The sequence below is a fragment of the Undibacterium sp. Tian12W genome (genome assembly GCF_049339405.1).
Taxonomy (GTDB): domain Bacteria; phylum Pseudomonadota; class Gammaproteobacteria; order Burkholderiales; family Burkholderiaceae_D; genus Undibacterium.
The window spans coordinates 134,139-149,773 of the sequence record NZ_JBMPPK010000005.1; the positions used below are offsets into that span (position 1 = coordinate 134,139).

13 protein-coding genes are annotated in these 15,635 nt (G+C 51.2%); 6 read left to right on the forward strand and 7 right to left on the reverse strand.

Going from position 1 to position 15,635, the window contains the following annotated elements; all coding sequences use genetic code 11:
- Nucleotides 1-2 precede the first annotated feature (2 nt).
- The 4 genes from mdcA to dctP are packed head-to-tail and all read right to left on the reverse strand — an operon-like array spanning nt 3 to nt 4,601.
- A complete protein-coding gene (mdcA, locus tag ACO0LI_RS07950) occupies nt 3-1,667 on the reverse strand; it encodes a malonate decarboxylase subunit alpha (protein WP_423032116.1) in 1,665 nt (554 codons plus the stop codon).
- Nucleotides 1,667-3,016 carry a TRAP transporter large permease gene (locus tag ACO0LI_RS07955; protein ID WP_423032118.1) on the reverse strand — a complete coding sequence of 450 codons (1,350 nt, stop codon included), beginning with the start codon at nt 3,014-3,016 and terminating at the stop codon, nt 1,667-1,669. Before ACO0LI_RS07955 ends, mdcA begins: the two co-directional genes overlap by 1 nt.
- On the reverse strand, nt 3,013-3,576 hold the full coding sequence (locus tag ACO0LI_RS07960) for a TRAP transporter small permease (RefSeq protein ID WP_423032120.1): 564 nt from the start codon (nt 3,574-3,576) through the stop codon (nt 3,013-3,015). The genes ACO0LI_RS07955 and ACO0LI_RS07960 overlap by 4 nt, the downstream gene beginning before the upstream one ends.
- Nucleotides 3,573-4,601: a TRAP transporter substrate-binding protein DctP gene (gene dctP / locus ACO0LI_RS07965; protein ID WP_423032122.1), complete on the reverse strand. Its 1,029-nt coding sequence runs from the start codon at nt 4,599-4,601 to the stop codon at nt 3,573-3,575. The genes ACO0LI_RS07960 and dctP overlap by 4 nt, the downstream gene beginning before the upstream one ends.
- Nucleotides 4,602-4,797: 196 nt before the next feature.
- Between dctP and ACO0LI_RS07970 the strand changes: the two genes are divergently transcribed.
- Nucleotides 4,798-5,451, forward strand: coding sequence for a GntR family transcriptional regulator (locus ACO0LI_RS07970; RefSeq protein WP_423032124.1), 654 nt, complete (start codon nt 4,798-4,800; stop codon nt 5,449-5,451).
- Nucleotides 5,452-5,462: 11 nt separating this feature from the next.
- On the opposite strand, the gene ACO0LI_RS07975 is transcribed toward ACO0LI_RS07970, so the two are convergent.
- Nucleotides 5,463-6,755: an HD-GYP domain-containing protein gene (locus ACO0LI_RS07975; protein ID WP_423032126.1), complete on the reverse strand. Its 1,293-nt coding sequence runs from the start codon at nt 6,753-6,755 to the stop codon at nt 5,463-5,465.
- A gap of 235 nt (nt 6,756-6,990) precedes the next feature.
- Between ACO0LI_RS07975 and ACO0LI_RS07980 the strand changes: the two genes are divergently transcribed.
- The 3 genes from ACO0LI_RS07980 (at nt 6,991) to ACO0LI_RS07990 (ending at nt 8,783) form a co-directional block, all read left to right on the forward strand.
- Entirely contained in the window at nt 6,991-7,701 is a 711-nt protein-coding gene (locus ACO0LI_RS07980; RefSeq protein WP_422977107.1) for a queuosine precursor transporter, read from the forward strand.
- A 160-nt stretch (nt 7,702-7,861) separates the two neighbouring features.
- Entirely contained in the window at nt 7,862-8,170 is a 309-nt protein-coding gene (locus tag ACO0LI_RS07985; RefSeq protein WP_423032128.1) for a hypothetical protein, read from the forward strand.
- Between the two features lie 265 nt (nt 8,171-8,435).
- A complete protein-coding gene (locus tag ACO0LI_RS07990; protein WP_422948979.1) occupies nt 8,436-8,783 on the forward strand; it encodes an ArsR/SmtB family transcription factor in 348 nt (115 codons plus the stop codon).
- Here the strand turns inward: ACO0LI_RS07990 and ACO0LI_RS07995 are convergent.
- On the reverse strand, nt 8,780-9,592 hold the full coding sequence (locus ACO0LI_RS07995; protein ID WP_423032130.1) for a sulfite exporter TauE/SafE family protein: 813 nt from the start codon (nt 9,590-9,592) through the stop codon (nt 8,780-8,782). The two genes, ACO0LI_RS07990 and ACO0LI_RS07995, sit on opposite strands and share 4 nt — an antisense overlap.
- Nucleotides 9,593-9,922: 330 nt before the next feature.
- On the opposite strand from ACO0LI_RS07995, the gene ACO0LI_RS08000 reads away from it, so the two are divergent.
- Nucleotides 9,923-10,783, forward strand: a complete 861-nt coding sequence (locus ACO0LI_RS08000; RefSeq protein ID WP_423032295.1) for an MBL fold metallo-hydrolase — start codon at nt 9,923-9,925, stop codon at nt 10,781-10,783.
- A 130-nt stretch (nt 10,784-10,913) separates the two neighbouring features.
- Nucleotides 10,914-11,852 carry a DUF4214 domain-containing protein gene (locus ACO0LI_RS08005; protein ID WP_423032132.1) on the forward strand — a complete coding sequence of 313 codons (939 nt, stop codon included), beginning with the start codon at nt 10,914-10,916 and terminating at the stop codon, nt 11,850-11,852.
- 139 nt (nt 11,853-11,991) lie between these two features.
- On the opposite strand, the gene ACO0LI_RS08010 is transcribed toward ACO0LI_RS08005, so the two are convergent.
- On the reverse strand, nt 11,992-15,618 hold the full coding sequence (locus ACO0LI_RS08010) for a bifunctional diguanylate cyclase/phosphodiesterase (RefSeq protein WP_423032134.1): 3,627 nt from the start codon (nt 15,616-15,618) through the stop codon (nt 11,992-11,994).
- Between the last annotated feature and the right edge of the window lie 17 nt (nt 15,619-15,635).

Below are 15,635 nucleotides of genomic sequence, written 5' to 3' on the forward strand. Positions count from 1 at the left end.
CCTTACCAGTTCCTGAAGCGTTTAGGCGGTTGATATAGGCCACCCGATGCGCGTACCAGGTCTTTCATATTCTTTGCGGCCAGCAAGTCACGCGTGGCCATGCGTTTGTCTATGCCCATATCTTCTGCGCGTTTGATGATGCCACGGTCACGCAGGTTTTCTACCATGCGTTTATCGCGTGCGAGGCCAACAGGTGTATAACCTGCGATGCCGCGTATCGCTTGTTCGCGTTCCTCTTCACTGCGGCACAGGAGCAGGTTGGCGATGCCTTCTTCAGTCAGGATATGTGTCACATCGTCCCCATAAATCATCACCGGCGGTATCGCCATATTGGCTTGCTCTGCCAGTTGCCAGGCATCGAGTTTTTCTACAAAGGCGGGTTGCATGTGCTCGCGGAAAGTCTCGACCATTTGCACTACCAGTTTTTGCCCACGCGGTATCTGCTTGCTGCCTGCGCGTGCTTCGCGCCCTGCTTTTAGCCATGCCGGGCTGGCATGGCGGCGGCCACGTGCATCTGCCCCCATATTAGGTGCGCCACCAAAACCGGCGATGCGGCCCAAAGTAGCTGTTGATGAATTGCCCTGTAAATCGATTTGCAAAGTGGAGCCTATGAACATGTCGCAGGCATAATGTCCTGCTGCCTGTGACAGCGCACGGTTACTACGCATGCTGCCGTCGGCACCAACAAAGAAAACATCTGGCCGGGCGCGGATATAGTCTTCCATACCCAGTTCAGAACCGAAGGAATGAACGGATTCTACAAAACCCGCTTCTATCGCGGGTATCAGAGCCGGATGCGGGTTCAGCGCCCAGTGGCTGGCGATCTTGCCTTTCAGACCCAGCGACGCCGCATAGGTGGGCAAGAGCAATTCTATCGCGGCAGTATCAAAGCCTATGCCGTGATTCAAGCGCTTGACTTCATATTCGGCATAGATACCCTTGATAGCCATCATCGCCATTAAGACCTGTATCTCGGAGATCAAGGCCGGGTCACGGGTGAACAGGGGTTCTATGTAATGCGGTGTCGGTGCCTGGACGACAAAATCTACCCAGCCTGCGGGGATATCAACACGCGGCAAAACATCGACTATCTCATTGACCTGGACAATCACGATGCCGGATTTAAATGCTGTTGCTTCGACTATCGTCGGTGTGTCTTCGGTGTTGGGGCCGGTATATAAATTGCCTGCGCGGTCTGCCGACTGTGCAGCCACCAGCGCCACGCGCGGTGTCAGATCGACGAAATAGCGTGCATACAATTCCAGATAAGTATGGATGGCACCGATATTCAATTTGCCTGCCGAGGCCAACTTGGCCAGGCGTGCTGCCTGCGGGCCAGAAAAAGAAAAATCCAGCTTGCTGGCAATGCCCTTGTCAAATACATCCAGATGTTCAGGCAGGGCCAGCACGGACAGCAGCATGTGCAAATCATGGACGCGTGCCGCATCCAGCTTAGTCAGTGCCCTGGCAAGAAAATCTGCCTGCTTCTGGTTATTTCCTTCCAGGCAAACCCGGTCGCCTGCTTCCAGTACCGCATGCAGGCAATCACCTATGCGCTGCTGCGGAAATAGTTTGCCCTGCAAATCATTGCCCAGTACATCGGCAGCCCTTTGCAGGCGCTGCTGGCGGTTGGTTTGCAGGGTATTCCAGCGACCGGCTGCGGTCATTATTTTGCTCCCATCAAGGCATCAGGAAATGCAGTGGCGATATGCGGGAATACACATAATAAAATCACGGCCACCAGCATCAATAACAGAAAAGGCATGACACCCCAGACGATATCCTTCAAGGGTATATCAGGCGCGATATTTTTGATGACAAAAATATTCAGGCCCACGGGTGGATGTATGAGGCCCATTTCCATGACGATGGTCATGACCACGCCAAACCAGATCAGATCAAAGCCAGCTACTTTCAAGGGTGGCAAGATGATGGGACACATCATCAGGATAATCGATACCGGCGGCAAGAAGAAACCAAACACCACCACCATCAGCAAAATCACTGTCAGCAACATCCATTTACTCAGGTGCAAATCGACCACCCATTGCGCGGCTGACTGGCTGATGTGCAGATAACTCATGACATAAGAATAGAGCAGCGACATGCCTATGATGAACAGCAGCATAGTTGATTCTTTAATCGTCGAGGTGATGAAGGGCGAAATGTCTTTTGGCCGCCAGACGCCATACACAATCGCGATCAGCACCATCGCCAGCAAGGCACCCAGACCTGCTGTTTCTGAAGGCGTGGCATAGCCACCATACAGTGCCACCATGACACCGATGAGCAGAATAACGAAAGGTAAAACCCGTGGCAGCATTTCGACTTTTTGCGCGAGGGTGAAATGTTCTTCTTCCAGATAGGCTGATTTAACACCGCCCTGTTCATACGCTTTGTAAGCAACTGCATACTCACGGCGTGCGCGATATACTGCATAGCCAGAAAACAAAATCACTAGCAAAACACCCGGGCCTATGCCTGCAAGGAACAAACGTCCCAAAGACTGTTCAGCAGCAACGGCATACAGGATCATGGTAATCGATGGCGGCAGCAAAATACCCAGGGTACCACCGGCAGCGATGATGCCTGCAGCGAAGCCGGGCGAATAACCACGCCTGCGCATTTCAGGTATGCCAGCAGAACCGATCGCAGAACATGTGGCTGGTGAAGAACCCGCCATTGCTGCAAACATGGCGCAGGCGAAAACGTTGGCAATACCGAGGCCACCCGGCACCTTGTGCAGCCACGCATGGATGGCAGAATACAGGTCACGCCCGGCAGGTGATTTACCTATCGCTGCACCTTTTAAAATGAACAGCGGTATCGACAACAAGGTGATCGACGCCATTTCTTCATAGACGTTCTGGGTAATGGTATCGAGCGATGCAGCAGGCATGAAAAAATACATGAAGCCGGTGGCCACCACGCCCAAAGCAAAGGCAATCGGCATGCCGGAAAACATCACGACCAGAGTGACAATGCCATATAAGACGCCGAGGGTAAGCGGACTCATGCTGGCCTCCCTTTGCTGCTTGTATTGGTGGCAGCAGCCAGTATCTGTACCAGGATTTGCAGCGACAACAGGGTCATGCCGGTTGCCATCATGGCATAAGGTATCCACAAGGGCGGCGCGAATGTCGATGAAGTCGTTTGGCCATCTACCCAGGCTTCATGGAACAGCGTCCAGGATTTCCAGGAAAAAAACATGCAGAAAGTCGCACTGATGATATCTACCAGCAACAAACGAAAGCGGTTGACTGCCGGAGGCAGGATAGATGACAAGACTTCTATACCTATGTGGCCGCGATAAGACTGCACGTAAGCCGCAGAAAAGAAAGTCACACCTATCAACATGAATACCGAGGCTTCATCCTGCCAGTCTGTCGGTATCTTGAAAAGATAACGTGTGACGACAGAATAAGTGAGAATGAAGGCAGTCAGCAACATGGCAAACATGGAGATGCGCACGATGACTTTGTTCACCCATTCCAGTGCTTTTGCCAGCCGAGCAACGAAGGGATGGTCTGGAACAGGCGGCCCTTTAGGAGCTGCTATTTCAAAGCCATGGCTCATAATAATTTCTCCGCCAGTTTCAGCAGTTTGGCGCAGTTTTCATTTTTGTCGGCATAGTCCTTCCAGGCCGTGGTGCGGGCGATTGCCTGCCATTTTTTAACCGTGGCAGCATTCAGATCTACTACCTTGGCACCTTTCTTTTCATAGACAGTGGCGACGGCAATATCATCCTGTTTCGCGGCCTTGATGGCGAAAGCTTCGAGTTCAGCACCCACAGTCATGATGGTGTTTTGCTGGTCTTTCGTCAGCTTGTCAAAAATTACTTTTGACATCATCAAGGGTTCAAACATATACCAGTAACTTTGGCCGCGACCACTGGTCAGGAATTTGGATACTTCTTCGAGGCGGAAAGAGATCAGCGAAGTCGATGAAGTCATGGCTGCTTCCATCGCGCCGGTTTGCATGGCCGCATAGATTTCATTCGATGGCAGGGATACTACGGCAGCACCAGCAGCCTTTAATACCAGATCGACTTCACGTGAACCACCTCGTATCTTCATGCCCTTGACATCATCAGGATCAACCACTGCCTTGGTACGCGATGCCACGCCGCCAGCCTGCCAGATCCAACTGACCACGACGATGCCCTTGTCGAGTAAGAGTTTATTGAGTTCCTTGCCAACTTCAGCATTCTTCCATGCAGCACCGACTTCATAGGATGGCACGAGGCCGGGCATGAGGCCGATATTCACTTCTGGCACTTCACCACCAGCATACGATAAAGGCACCAGCGATAAATCCAGCGCCCCCTTGCGCATGGAAGAGAATTGCGCATTGGTCTTCATCAGAGAAGAGCCGGGATAAATTTCAAACTTCAGGCTGCCATTGCTGCGTTTTTGCACTTCGGCGGCAAACATGCGACAGAGACGGTCACGAAAGTCGCCCTCTTCCAGTGTGCCGCCCGGGAATTGATGGGAAATCTTTAGGGCCGTGCTTTGCGCCCATGCAGTTAGTGGCGACCATGCCGCCGCCAATGGGGCCAGACTTAAAGCTTGCAAGACTGTTCTTCTCTTCAGTTGCGACATGATTACTCCTAAGGTTTTTATGGATGAGACATCTCTTTTTGACAAGGTTTTGCCTCGTCTTTGGTCTTTGCATATCCCGCTTAATACTTCGCCTTGTATGCTTTATTAAAATTCTTGTATACAAGATCGACTATTTTGCATTCAAAGTCAACTTGAATATATACTGGAGACATAAATTACTAAAAGACTTAGCAAAATGAAAAACCGCTCAGCCAGCCTGCGAGAAGAAATAGAAGAATTGATAGCAACGGGGCAACTACAGCCTGGCCATCATCTCGATGAAACCGAGCTGGCTGAGCGCTTTGGCGTATCGCGCACACCTATCCGTGAGGCATTAATACAACTGGCATCAATGGGCATCATAGAAATGCGGCCACGACGCGGCGCCCAGGTAGCGACCATCAGCCCACAGCAATTGGTGGAAATGTTTGAGGTAATGGCAGAGTTTGAAGCCATGTGCGGGCGCATGGCAGCGCGCCGTATGTCGAAACAGGAACAGGCAGATTTAAAAACTGCCCATGAAGCCTGCAAAGAGGCGCGTGATGCCGAAGACCCGGACGAATATTTTTACAAGAATGAAGTGTTTCACTACCTGATTTATCGCGGCAGCCACAATGATTTTCTGGAGAAGCAGGCAATGAATTTGCACCGCCGCCTGCGCCCTTACCGCCGCCTGCAACTGCGTGTGCGTGACCGTGTTGCGAATTCTTATAATGAGCACGACCAGGTAGTACAAGCCATCTTGCAGGGTGAGGCAGAACTGACAGCAAATTTATTGCGCGGTCATATCATGATACAGGGGCAGCGCTTTGCCGATCTGATTGCGTCATTGCCGCGGCAAGCCAGATAAACCCGGTATATTTATGGGCGCTTCTGGTTCTCGGCCTTCTCGGTATCAAAGAAATAAGTCATGCGCTTGCGCGGGCTCAGGTAGTCATACACTTCTGGTGCCAGTTGGCCGGGCTTGAGGCTGGCGGTGATGTCGAGTATGGGTTCGTGTATCAGGTCGAGGATGATGGCTTCGGACTTGGGAACGCTGGGGTCGTAGATCAATACGCTGGGGCGCAGCGGCTTGCTGGAGTTTACCGCCACCACCATGCCCAGGGTACCGTCGCTGAGCTTGACGATGGTGCCTGGCGGATAGACACCCATGCAGCGTATGAACAGATTCAGGGCAGGTGCATCAAATTGCTTGCGCTGGTTGGCAAACATATAGGACATGGCTTCATACGGGCTCAGGGAATCAGCCGGGTTCGGTTTATTGCACAGATTGTCATAGGTATTGGTGATGGCGACGATACGAGCCAGCGGCGAGATGCGTTCTGCCTTCAGTTGTTGCGGATAACCACTACCATCGGCCATCTCATGATGCTGCGCGATGATGTCGATGACGCCTTTTGGCAAGTTCAGTTTCTCGCCTATCTGCTGGCCATAATGGCTGTGCATCTGCAACAGATTTTGCTCAGACTTGGTCAGCGCAAAGCTCTTGTTGACAATACGATCAGGGATTTCTACCTTGCCTATATCATGGAACATGCATCCCATGCCGAGTTGCTTGATATCGTCTGCGGGAAAAGACAACTCCTTTGCCAGCATCATGGTCAGCACAGCAACATTCAGAGAATGATAATAGGCTTCTTCGCCAACTATCTTGTCATTCATGAGATGAATGGCAATGTCTTTATCGACCAGCAAAGAGTCCAGCATTTGCTGCACCAGTTGCTCAGCTTCGCGCACCGATTCCTGCGGGCGGGAAAACAGGTTGCGGGTAATATTCTTGAGCGTATTGGCTGCTTTGAGCAATTGCTTTTCGCATTGGGCAATGGCATTGCGTTCTCTGATCAGCCTTTCTATGCGCGATTTTTTTTCTGCTATCAAGGCCAGTTCTTCTGGGCTCAGTGTCATAACCGGTTCGGGCTCGGCCACCTGCACCGTTTTGGGTGGCGGCGGCAAAGGGCGATTATCTGATTTGGCCGGGCTGACCCGGATGGTTTTTAGACCCAGGTGCCTGATTGCCGTGATCTCGTCCTGACTCTTGATCTTGAAACTGTTGAGCGCAAACGAGTGCTCCAGCCAGGACATATCAAGATGTACATATAAACCTATGCATAACTGTTCTACGGGTACATCAACGGTAATTGGGGCTGCGCACATGGAAACACTTTAAAACTGAGATAGATTCATTGTAGCAAATGCAGATTTGCAAAACGCAGCAAAAGCGCTGAACTTTGTTGCAGATGTTTTCATGCATGGACCTGTGCAAATCAAAGTTTTTTTTACCAAAAATCTGATTCAAGGTTGACAAGCTTGCCCCGGATGTCGAATATGCCTGATGCCCATGCCATGCTTGCGGGCAGAAAAATTCTAGCGATATTCCAGGATCAATCACATGACACGACCACTTGGCAGTTATAAATATTACGATTTTGTGATGGCAGCCTTTGTCACGGTTTTATTATGTTCCAACCTGATAGGCGCAGCCAAGGCTGCACAGGTGACCTTGCCTGTGCTGGGTACGGTGACGTTTGGTGCGGGCGTCCTGTTCTTCCCTATCTCGTATATTTTTGGCGATGTGCTCACCGAAGTATATGGTTATGGGCGCGACCGCCGCGTGATCTGGGCAGGCTTTGGTGCCGTACTGTTTGCGGCCATCATGTCGGTGGTGGTACTAGCGCTGACGCCGGCAGCAGACCCATTCAATACCGAATACCAGACCCATCTGGCGGCGGTATTTGGTAATACTCCAAGAATTATCCTGGGCTCGGTCACTGCATTCTGGTGTGGCAGCTTTGTGAACAGCTATGTGCTGGCCAAGATGAAGGTTGCCATGGAAGGCAGGCATTTGTGGATGCGCACCATAGGCTCGACAATATGTGGTGAGTTTGTTGATTCCAGCCTGTTTTATGTGATTGCCTTTTATGGCATCTGGTCAGACAGCCAGTTGATCACCGTCATGGTCGCGCAATATGTATTGAAAACCAGCTGGGAAGTTGTCATGACGCCGGTGACTTATAAGGTCGTTGCCTTCCTGAAGCGCAAGGAAAATGAAGATTACTATGACAAGGATACGAATTTCACACCTTTCCAGTTAAAGGTGTGAATCAAGTGTGAGAGAGGTGTGAGGCAGGTGCGAGCAGCAATAAACATTTCCCACCTGAAATTATCTTCAAGTTTGGCAAGCCTGCAAAAACAGGCTTGCTAAAGTTTTAGGCAATTTTACCGTTCTAAGTGCGAACAGCCTTACTTTCAGCACTTATGTCATGTTTCCTTTAAAAGTATTCCGCATCTTTGAGCAAGCCGCAGAAATGCCGCATGCCAGTAGTCAGCACCGCCGCCTTGTTGCTCAGGGGCAAACACCAGAGGGTAAAGCCAGTGGTGATGAAGCCACTTGGCCAGAAATAGAACGCCGTCAGACAGACAACCGGCGCAATGCTGATCGCCGCGAGAAACAGCAGGCCATTTTACTGAATACCCGCAAATTGCAGGGCAGGCGCAAAGACCCGGGACGGCGCTTGAGCGACAAGCTGGCAGCCCCCAATTCACGCATCCATTTCTCTATCAAGGGTTGAATGCAGGTTTTCAGTTACCTGCACTCAACACAGTTTGCACAAAATACTTTCCATCAAGCACCATCCGACAAGGCTGCCTGCATACCTGCTGCGACTTAAAGGTAAATTTTTTTAATGCTTTAGCAGGTTTTTTGCAGATGCCTTTTTAGTATCCAACGAAAATGTAATATCTTATTTGCGCAATTACGCAAATAGTAAATTGAGTGCGCGCAACTTTCCAGACTCAGAGTATGATAGAGATATTCCCACTATCAGATTGACTGCCATGGACGGATTATCTGATCAGGCTTTGATACAGATTGCCCATTATTTTTCGGCGCTGGCTGAACCTACCCGTTTGCGCATACTGAACTGCCTGCGCGAAAAAGAACACAATGTAGGTGAACTGGCCGAGCGTTGCTCCTGCTCGCAGGCGAACGTATCACGCCACCTTTCTACCCTGGCCAAGCATGGCCTGGTGGCACGCGAAGGGCGTGGTACTTCGGTGTATTACCATATCGCTGATGAATCGATCTATGCGCTGTGCGACCTGGTGTGTGGCAATGTCGCACGACAACTGGAATCACAGGCGGCAGTGCTGAACGGCATCAGCAACCGTAGCAGCATCAACTAAGCCACGGCACGATAGACCAGGCTGACTGCCACACACAAGAGCAAACCCACAAAGATCATCTGCACTTTTTTTGCCGGTAATTGCAAGGCTATGCGTCTTGCCAGCAGCATGCCACCTACCGTAGTCGCAACAAACATGGCTGACAACAAAGCTGGCAGTTGCGTGCCACTCAGCAAGGCAGATCCTACACCCATCGTACCGACTATACTGACGACCAGCAATGAAGTCGCCACCGCCACATGCATGCTGGCATTGGTGTAATGCCTGAGCATGGGCACGATGACAAAGCCGCCACCGACACCGAGCAAGCCTGTCATGAAACCGGACACGGCACCTATGCCAGCAATCACTGCGCCGGTCTTGACTGACCATTCAAAGCGGCCAGTACTGGCATTGATACGTGCCATGGCAGCACGCTGAGCATCATCACAATCAGGCGAGCGCAATTGCACTATCAGCCTCACCGCCACTACCCCCAGTATCAGGGCGAATACCAGCATCAGCCACTGCTGTGACATGCGGTGAGCGACCTGCACGCCCAGCAGTGTCGGCAGACTGCCAGCAACTGCCATCAGCACGGCAGCACGGTAACGCACCAGCTTGCGCATGAGGCCTTCTATTGCACCTATCAGGGCTGCGCTGCTGACGGCCAGCAGGGCTACCGGCATCGCTTGCTGCATGCTGAAGCCCTGGGTATACACCAGCGCTGGCACTGCCAGTATGCCGCCGCCAGCCCCGGTCAGGCCCATGACGAGACCAACCATGGCACCAATGAGCGCCACCACAAGTTCTGCTGCAGAGATGAACATATCGGGAGTCTGGATTAAAAAATATGCTAGTGAACTATTGTATTAAAACAGAAGTGAAAGACGCTTACCGAGCGACCAAGGCAAGATGCAAAGCTATCGTGAGCATTTGCAACGCAGCCATCATCGTCGCGCAAGCGGAAGGCAATCTGTCTTAACTACAAAACCCCACATTACAAAAGTCCACTATAGTATTCCTGTCATGTTCATGCGTCGAGTGTTGAACCTGTTTTGATCCCGCACAAGCATGCTAAATGTCAAAATCAGCAACATTTTTGTTATTATTCGAGAACTCATTTCATCGCCATGCGCGAGTTCATCATGAATCCAGACATCAAGCCACACGTACACAGTTTCTTCGATACACAGACCTGTACCGCCACCCATGTTGTATTCGATGCGCCTGGTGGCCATGCGGCGGTGATAGACCCGGTACTGAATTACGAACCCAAATCGGGACATACCACGAACAAATCTGCTGACCAGGTGCTGGAATTTCTTGCGACAAACAAGCTGACCCTGCAATGGCTGCTGGAAACCCATGCTCACGCCGATCATTTGTCAGGAGCGCAGTACCTCAAGAAAAAAGCGGGTGGCAAAATTGCCATAGGCAAGAATATCAGCGCGGTGCAAAAAGTATTCAAGGTCATGTTTAATCTGGGACCAGACTTCCCGGTGAATGGTGAACAGTTTGATGTGCTGTTCGTGGATCAGGAAGAATTCTCCATTGGTCAATTGCAAGCCAAGGCAATCAACGTGCCTGGGCATACACCGGCGGATATGGCCTATGTCATTGGTGACAGTATTTTTGTCGGCGACACTTTGTTCATGCCTGACGTTGGTACTGCGCGTTGTGATTTTCCTGGAGGGGATGCTGCTCAGTTATACCACTCGATACAGAAGCTCTTGTCCTTCCCGCCTGAAACACGGCTATTTCTGTGCCACGATTATCCACCTGCGGGGCGCGAAGTCTGCACACATACTAGTGTAGCCAGCCAAAAGGCAGACAATATCCATGTGCGTGATGGTGTCAGTGAAACCGACTTTGTTGCCTTGCGCCAGAAGCGTGACAGCGGGCTGGAAATGCCTTATCTGTTGATACCGGCAATACAGGTCAACATCCGCGCAGGTGCCTTGCCGAATGCGGAAAACAACGGCATACGCTATTTGAAAATACCATTGAACAGCCTTTAAAAAAGCAGCCAGCCCGGATAAGTAAATACTTATCAACCACATAATAATAAAATGCTAAAATTTTGCACTTGAGGACATTTTTCTATCCCGGTATTCAATTTGAGCCTCACCTCCACTTCCAGGGAAATTCATGGCGAACATCAAAATCAACGGCAAGGGTCTGTTCTTTAGTGCCCAGAATGCGGCTGTTACCTCCAGCGTACAAACTCTAACATCGGGCTTTTTCATTACCAATCTGATGCAAGCCAGCTGGACGGGCACAGGACTGAGTTACACAACAGGAGTGAGCATGCCAACGGCAGGTACCATTACTTCTGTCACCGTGAAGAATGGACTTGGCCAGGAACAATTCAGCATCAGCAATCTGAACTATCTGCTGTCATCGTCCGATGACTGGAACAAACTGGATCAGGTACTCATCAACATGGTATCAGGCAACGATAACTGGACAGGTTCGGCTGTCAATGATCTGTTTGCCCTTGGTTCTGGCTCAGATACTTATGACGGAGGTGCGGGGACAGATACGGTATTGATGAATATTGCGTCCGGCTACTTAAGCGTCAATCTGACGAAAACCGGTATGGTCACTACCATCGTGGCACCAGGCACTGCAGTGAATGGGCTCACCGATACTTTTACCAATATTGAACGTCTGCAATTCACCGACAAAACATTGGCAACCGACATTGATGGCAATGCCGGGCAGGCATATCGCCTTTACCAGGCAGCGTTCAATCGCATACCTGACAAGGCGGGTTTGGGTTACTGGATAGGACAACTCGACAGCGGCGCAGAAACCCTCAATCATGCCGCTGCAGGTTTTGTCAATTCTGCAGAGTTCAAAAAACTATATGGTGACAATATTACGGACAATGCTTTCATGACTGCCTTGTACAATAATGTCTTGCACCGTAATCCTGATCAGGCAGGCTTTGATTACTGGAATGGCCGTATCCAGGCAGGCATGTCGCGCCCCGACATCCTGGCCAGCTTCAGCGAGAGTACCGAAAATTTCGCGCAGGTTATCGGCCAGATATCCCACGGCATAGAGTTCATTCCTTACGGTTGATCATGCTGGTACGGGAAGAAGTAGCAGGCCGGGCAGTTTTGGCACTCTATGCTGATTAATGTTGATTAATGCAGATTGATGCAAATTGATGCTGATTGGAGTTGCGAGCATCAATCTAGATGAGTAGTACCGGTCAACACTAATTCAAACTATTCCTGAAGAATTCTGCAAACTGCTCCGGCTGCAGAGGCCGTGAATAATAATAGCCCTGCACTTCATCACATTGCTGCTGCCGCAAAAATTCCAGTTGCTCTGCGGTTTCCACGCCTTCGGCGATAGTCATCAAACCCAGGCTCTTGGCCATGCTGATGACGGCGCTGACGATGGCGCGGTCTTCAGGGTCGCTGGTAATATCGCGCACAAAACTCTGGTCTATCTTCAACTTGTAAACTTTGAATTTCTTCAGGTAACTGAGTGAAGAATAACCGGTACCAAAATCATCAATGGACATGCGTATGCCGCGTTCATGCAGATTGTTCATGACGGCAATTGCACCTTGCGGATCATGCATGGCTACACCTTCTGTCAGCTCCAGTTCCAGGCATGCTGCCGGCATATCTGCCTCTTGTAATATGCGCGTCACCAGCGCAGGCAGATCATGATGACGGAACTGGACTGCCGACAGGTTCACCGCAATCAGTAAATCCGGCAAGCCACTGGCCTGCCAGTGCTTCCATTGTTTTGCTGCTGCGCGCAAGACCCATTCACCTATGGGCAAAATCAAACCACTGTCTTCCGCCACCGGGATAAATTCTGCGGGCGAGACATGGCCCAGCACAGGATGGTGCCAGCGCAGCAGCGCTTCTGCACCGAGTACATGGCCGGTTCGCATCGAGAGTTGCGGCTGGAAATGCAACTGGAATTGCTGCTTCTCCAGTGCCTGGCGCAAGGCATTCACCAGTTCAAGGTGACGAGTGGAACGTTCCTGCATTTCCTGGGTAAAGAAACGATAGGAATTACGGCCTTCACGTTTGGCCCTGTACATGGCGGCGTCAGCATTGCGCGATAATGTTTCCAGGTCTTTACCATCATTGGGGTAAATTGCAATACCCATGGAGGCAGTTACATTCAAATCATATTCACCAAGGTGGAATGAAGTATTCACAACCTGCATGAGCTTTTGCACGACTTGCTCGACCTTGTGTTCATCGACGCCAGTTAACAACAAGATAAATTCATCGCCACCGAGGCGCGAAATCGTATCGTTCTCGCGCATGGCAGCCACCAGGCGCTTGGCCAATTCGACCAGCAAGATGTCACCGAGACTGTGACCGAGGGTGTCGTTGATGTCCTTGAAATGATCAAGATCAAAAAAGATGACCGCCAGTGCATCCTGATTGCGTTCTGCCAGGCTCAGTGCATAACGCGCCAGCTCATCAAGCAGGGTGCGGTTCGGCAAACCTGTCAGCGCATCATAATGCGCCAGATATTTGATACGTTCTTCGGTACGTTTTTTATCGCTGATATCTTCCTGTATCGACAAGAAATGCGTGACCAAGCCTTCGCTGTTCCTGATCGGCGAGATATGGGCAAGATCAGTATGATCCAGACCATCGGCATAACGGTTAATCAACTCGCCCTTCCAGTTTTCGCCCCGGCCCAGTTGTTGCCACATGTCGGCATAGACGTCTGGCGAGGTCTTGCGTGAGCGCATGATACTGGGTTTGCGGCCTATGACTTGCCGCAGTTCCTTGCCTGCATTTTTCAGGTAAGCCGCATTCGCATATTCTATGTTGACCGCGGTATCGGTAATCACAATGGCATTCGAACTTTGTTCGACAGCCTGCGACAGCTTGTGCAAACTTTCTTCAGACTGCTTGCGCTCCATGCCTATGGCGATAAGGTTGGCGGCCATCTCCAGCAAGTTAAGCGAGAAGGTATCTGGTACCGAGGGCCGGTGGTGATAAATGGCAAATGCACCTATCACCTTGCGCTCGGCAGAGCGTATCGGTTCTGACCAGCAGGAACGCAAATCACACTGTTCTGCCAGCTCCCGGTAATCGCGCCAATAGGCGTGGGCGGAAAGATCCGTAACTATCGTGCGTTCACCAGTGAACAGCGCGTTACCACATGAGCCTACACCCGGGCCTATGGGCTCGCCTTCTATGGCGCGGGTAAAAACCTCAGGCAGGCTGGGGGCTGCGCCGGTACGCAAATGCATGCGATCCTTGTCCAGCAGCATGATGGTGCACAGACAGTCGGGCAACAAGGATTCAACCTTGAGGACGACATCATGGAACAATTCTTTCTGGGTGGTATTGGCAGTGATCCGCTCCAGCATGTAGCTGCGCAATTCTTCCATCTGCAAGGCGTGCAGTCGTTCATCTTCAAGCTCAAAGCGGTTCAGGACATGGCTGATATCGGTCGCGAACTCCATCAGCAAATCCTGCACGGCTTCGTCAAAGGCATTTTCATTTTCGGCATACAGATTGAATGTGCCTACCACTTTGCCACTCTTGAGCAAGGGCAAGGCAGCAAAAGCGCGCCAGCCTTGCGCCGCGCCACGCTCATGCCAGGCCGCCATCAATTCATCATGCAGGAAATCCTGGCACCAGTATGGCCGGTTATGCAGATAGGCCAGGGCACTGGGGCCATGTTTTTCTGCCTGATCAGGGTGTACAGTAAGCTGCAGGCCTTCAAGATATCCGGCTCCGGCGCCATAGAAAGCGACCGGGTTAAGTACTTGCCGGGCTTCATCCACCAGGCCTATCCAGGCCATTTTTAAACCGCCTATAGTGACAGCATTTTCACAGATACGCGGCAGTAAATCTTCCTTGTCGTCCAGACGCAGAATGGATTGATTACACTGGTTCAATGCATTGTACAGCCGGCTAAGCCGTTCGCTTTTGTGTGCTGCCAGCTTGCGTGCCTCGTCTGTCTCGGCCAGCCTGGCCTGGGTCAGCGCCAGCCAGCCCATGATGCTTTCTTCCATGCCCGGTTTGACGACCACAGGTGTCGTGAAATTGCCCTTGCCCAGATTGATGAGACTGGCAGACACTTCATGTATGGTGCCACCCAGGCTCCTGTTGAGAGAGCGGTAGGCACGCCACAACAGGCCCACCAGCAGGATACCAAGCAAAATAAACAGCATGCGCAACCGCAGCGCAAACTGTGCGGCATCTTCCACCAGGGCCACGCCGCGCTTTTCCATCAAGTCACTGGCCTCGGCAATCGGACGCAGGATCGCTAGTTTGGCCAGACGATAACGTTCATCATAGAGCAGGCCGCTGGCCTGATCCCTGGCTTCATTCACATTCAGGCCCGGGTGTTCGATCAGGTACATGGCCCGGTACTCTATTGCTGTCAGGGCATCAGAATTTTGCTTGGCCTGTTCCAGCAGTGTTAATTCTTTTTGTGTGATACCTGTTTTACGGATCAGGTCCATCAGCGGGACGCGTAAATTAGCCGGGGCAGTTTTTTCAGGAGCAGCAGGATAACTGGCAGGTACCAGGTCCCAGAACAAGTTTTGTCCCAGCGATGCTGGCCGGGCGGCCTTGCCATTGCGCACGTCAAGGATGTGCTGGTAATAACGCTTGTAGTCAGGGTTACCCGTGACCACATAGCTGCGCACCATGCGCGTCAGGTCTTCTGAACTTTGCTGTAATTCCTGCGACAGGGCATGGGACTCAAAGCGCAAGTCATTGAGGCGATCGACAGTTTTTTCTGAATACACATACCAGCCAAACACTGCGGTGAACACAGCAAATACCATCAGTGTCAGCCAAAAGCTGCGCGCATAGGTGGATAAGCTGTTTTGAATGGCCATTGCTTCAGTGCTTTCAA

What these genes read in the sequence shown, in the direction of transcription:
- mdcA (WP_423032116.1), bottom strand. Translation starts at nt 1,667, where the DNA reads ATGACCGCAGCCGGTCGCTGGAATACCCTGCAAACCAACCGCCAGCAG.
- ACO0LI_RS07955 (WP_423032118.1), bottom strand. Translation starts at nt 3,016, where the DNA reads ATGAGTCCGCTTACCCTCGGCGTCTTATATGGCATTGTCACTCTGGTC.
- ACO0LI_RS07960 (WP_423032120.1), bottom strand. Translation starts at nt 3,576, where the DNA reads ATGAGCCATGGCTTTGAAATAGCAGCTCCTAAAGGGCCGCCTGTTCCA.
- dctP (WP_423032122.1), bottom strand. Translation starts at nt 4,601, where the DNA reads ATGTCGCAACTGAAGAGAAGAACAGTCTTGCAAGCTTTAAGTCTGGCC.
- ACO0LI_RS07970 (WP_423032124.1), top strand. Translation starts at nt 4,798, where the DNA reads ATGAAAAACCGCTCAGCCAGCCTGCGAGAAGAAATAGAAGAATTGATA.
- ACO0LI_RS07975 (WP_423032126.1), bottom strand. Translation starts at nt 6,755, where the DNA reads ATGTGCGCAGCCCCAATTACCGTTGATGTACCCGTAGAACAGTTATGC.
- ACO0LI_RS07980 (WP_422977107.1), top strand. Translation starts at nt 6,991, where the DNA reads ATGACACGACCACTTGGCAGTTATAAATATTACGATTTTGTGATGGCA.
- ACO0LI_RS07985 (WP_423032128.1), top strand. Translation starts at nt 7,862, where the DNA reads ATGTTTCCTTTAAAAGTATTCCGCATCTTTGAGCAAGCCGCAGAAATG.
- ACO0LI_RS07990 (WP_422948979.1), top strand. Translation starts at nt 8,436, where the DNA reads ATGGACGGATTATCTGATCAGGCTTTGATACAGATTGCCCATTATTTT.
- ACO0LI_RS07995 (WP_423032130.1), bottom strand. Translation starts at nt 9,592, where the DNA reads ATGTTCATCTCTGCAGCAGAACTTGTGGTGGCGCTCATTGGTGCCATG.
- ACO0LI_RS08005 (WP_423032132.1), top strand. Translation starts at nt 10,914, where the DNA reads ATGGCGAACATCAAAATCAACGGCAAGGGTCTGTTCTTTAGTGCCCAG.
- ACO0LI_RS08010 (WP_423032134.1), bottom strand. Translation starts at nt 15,618, where the DNA reads ATGGCCATTCAAAACAGCTTATCCACCTATGCGCGCAGCTTTTGGCTG.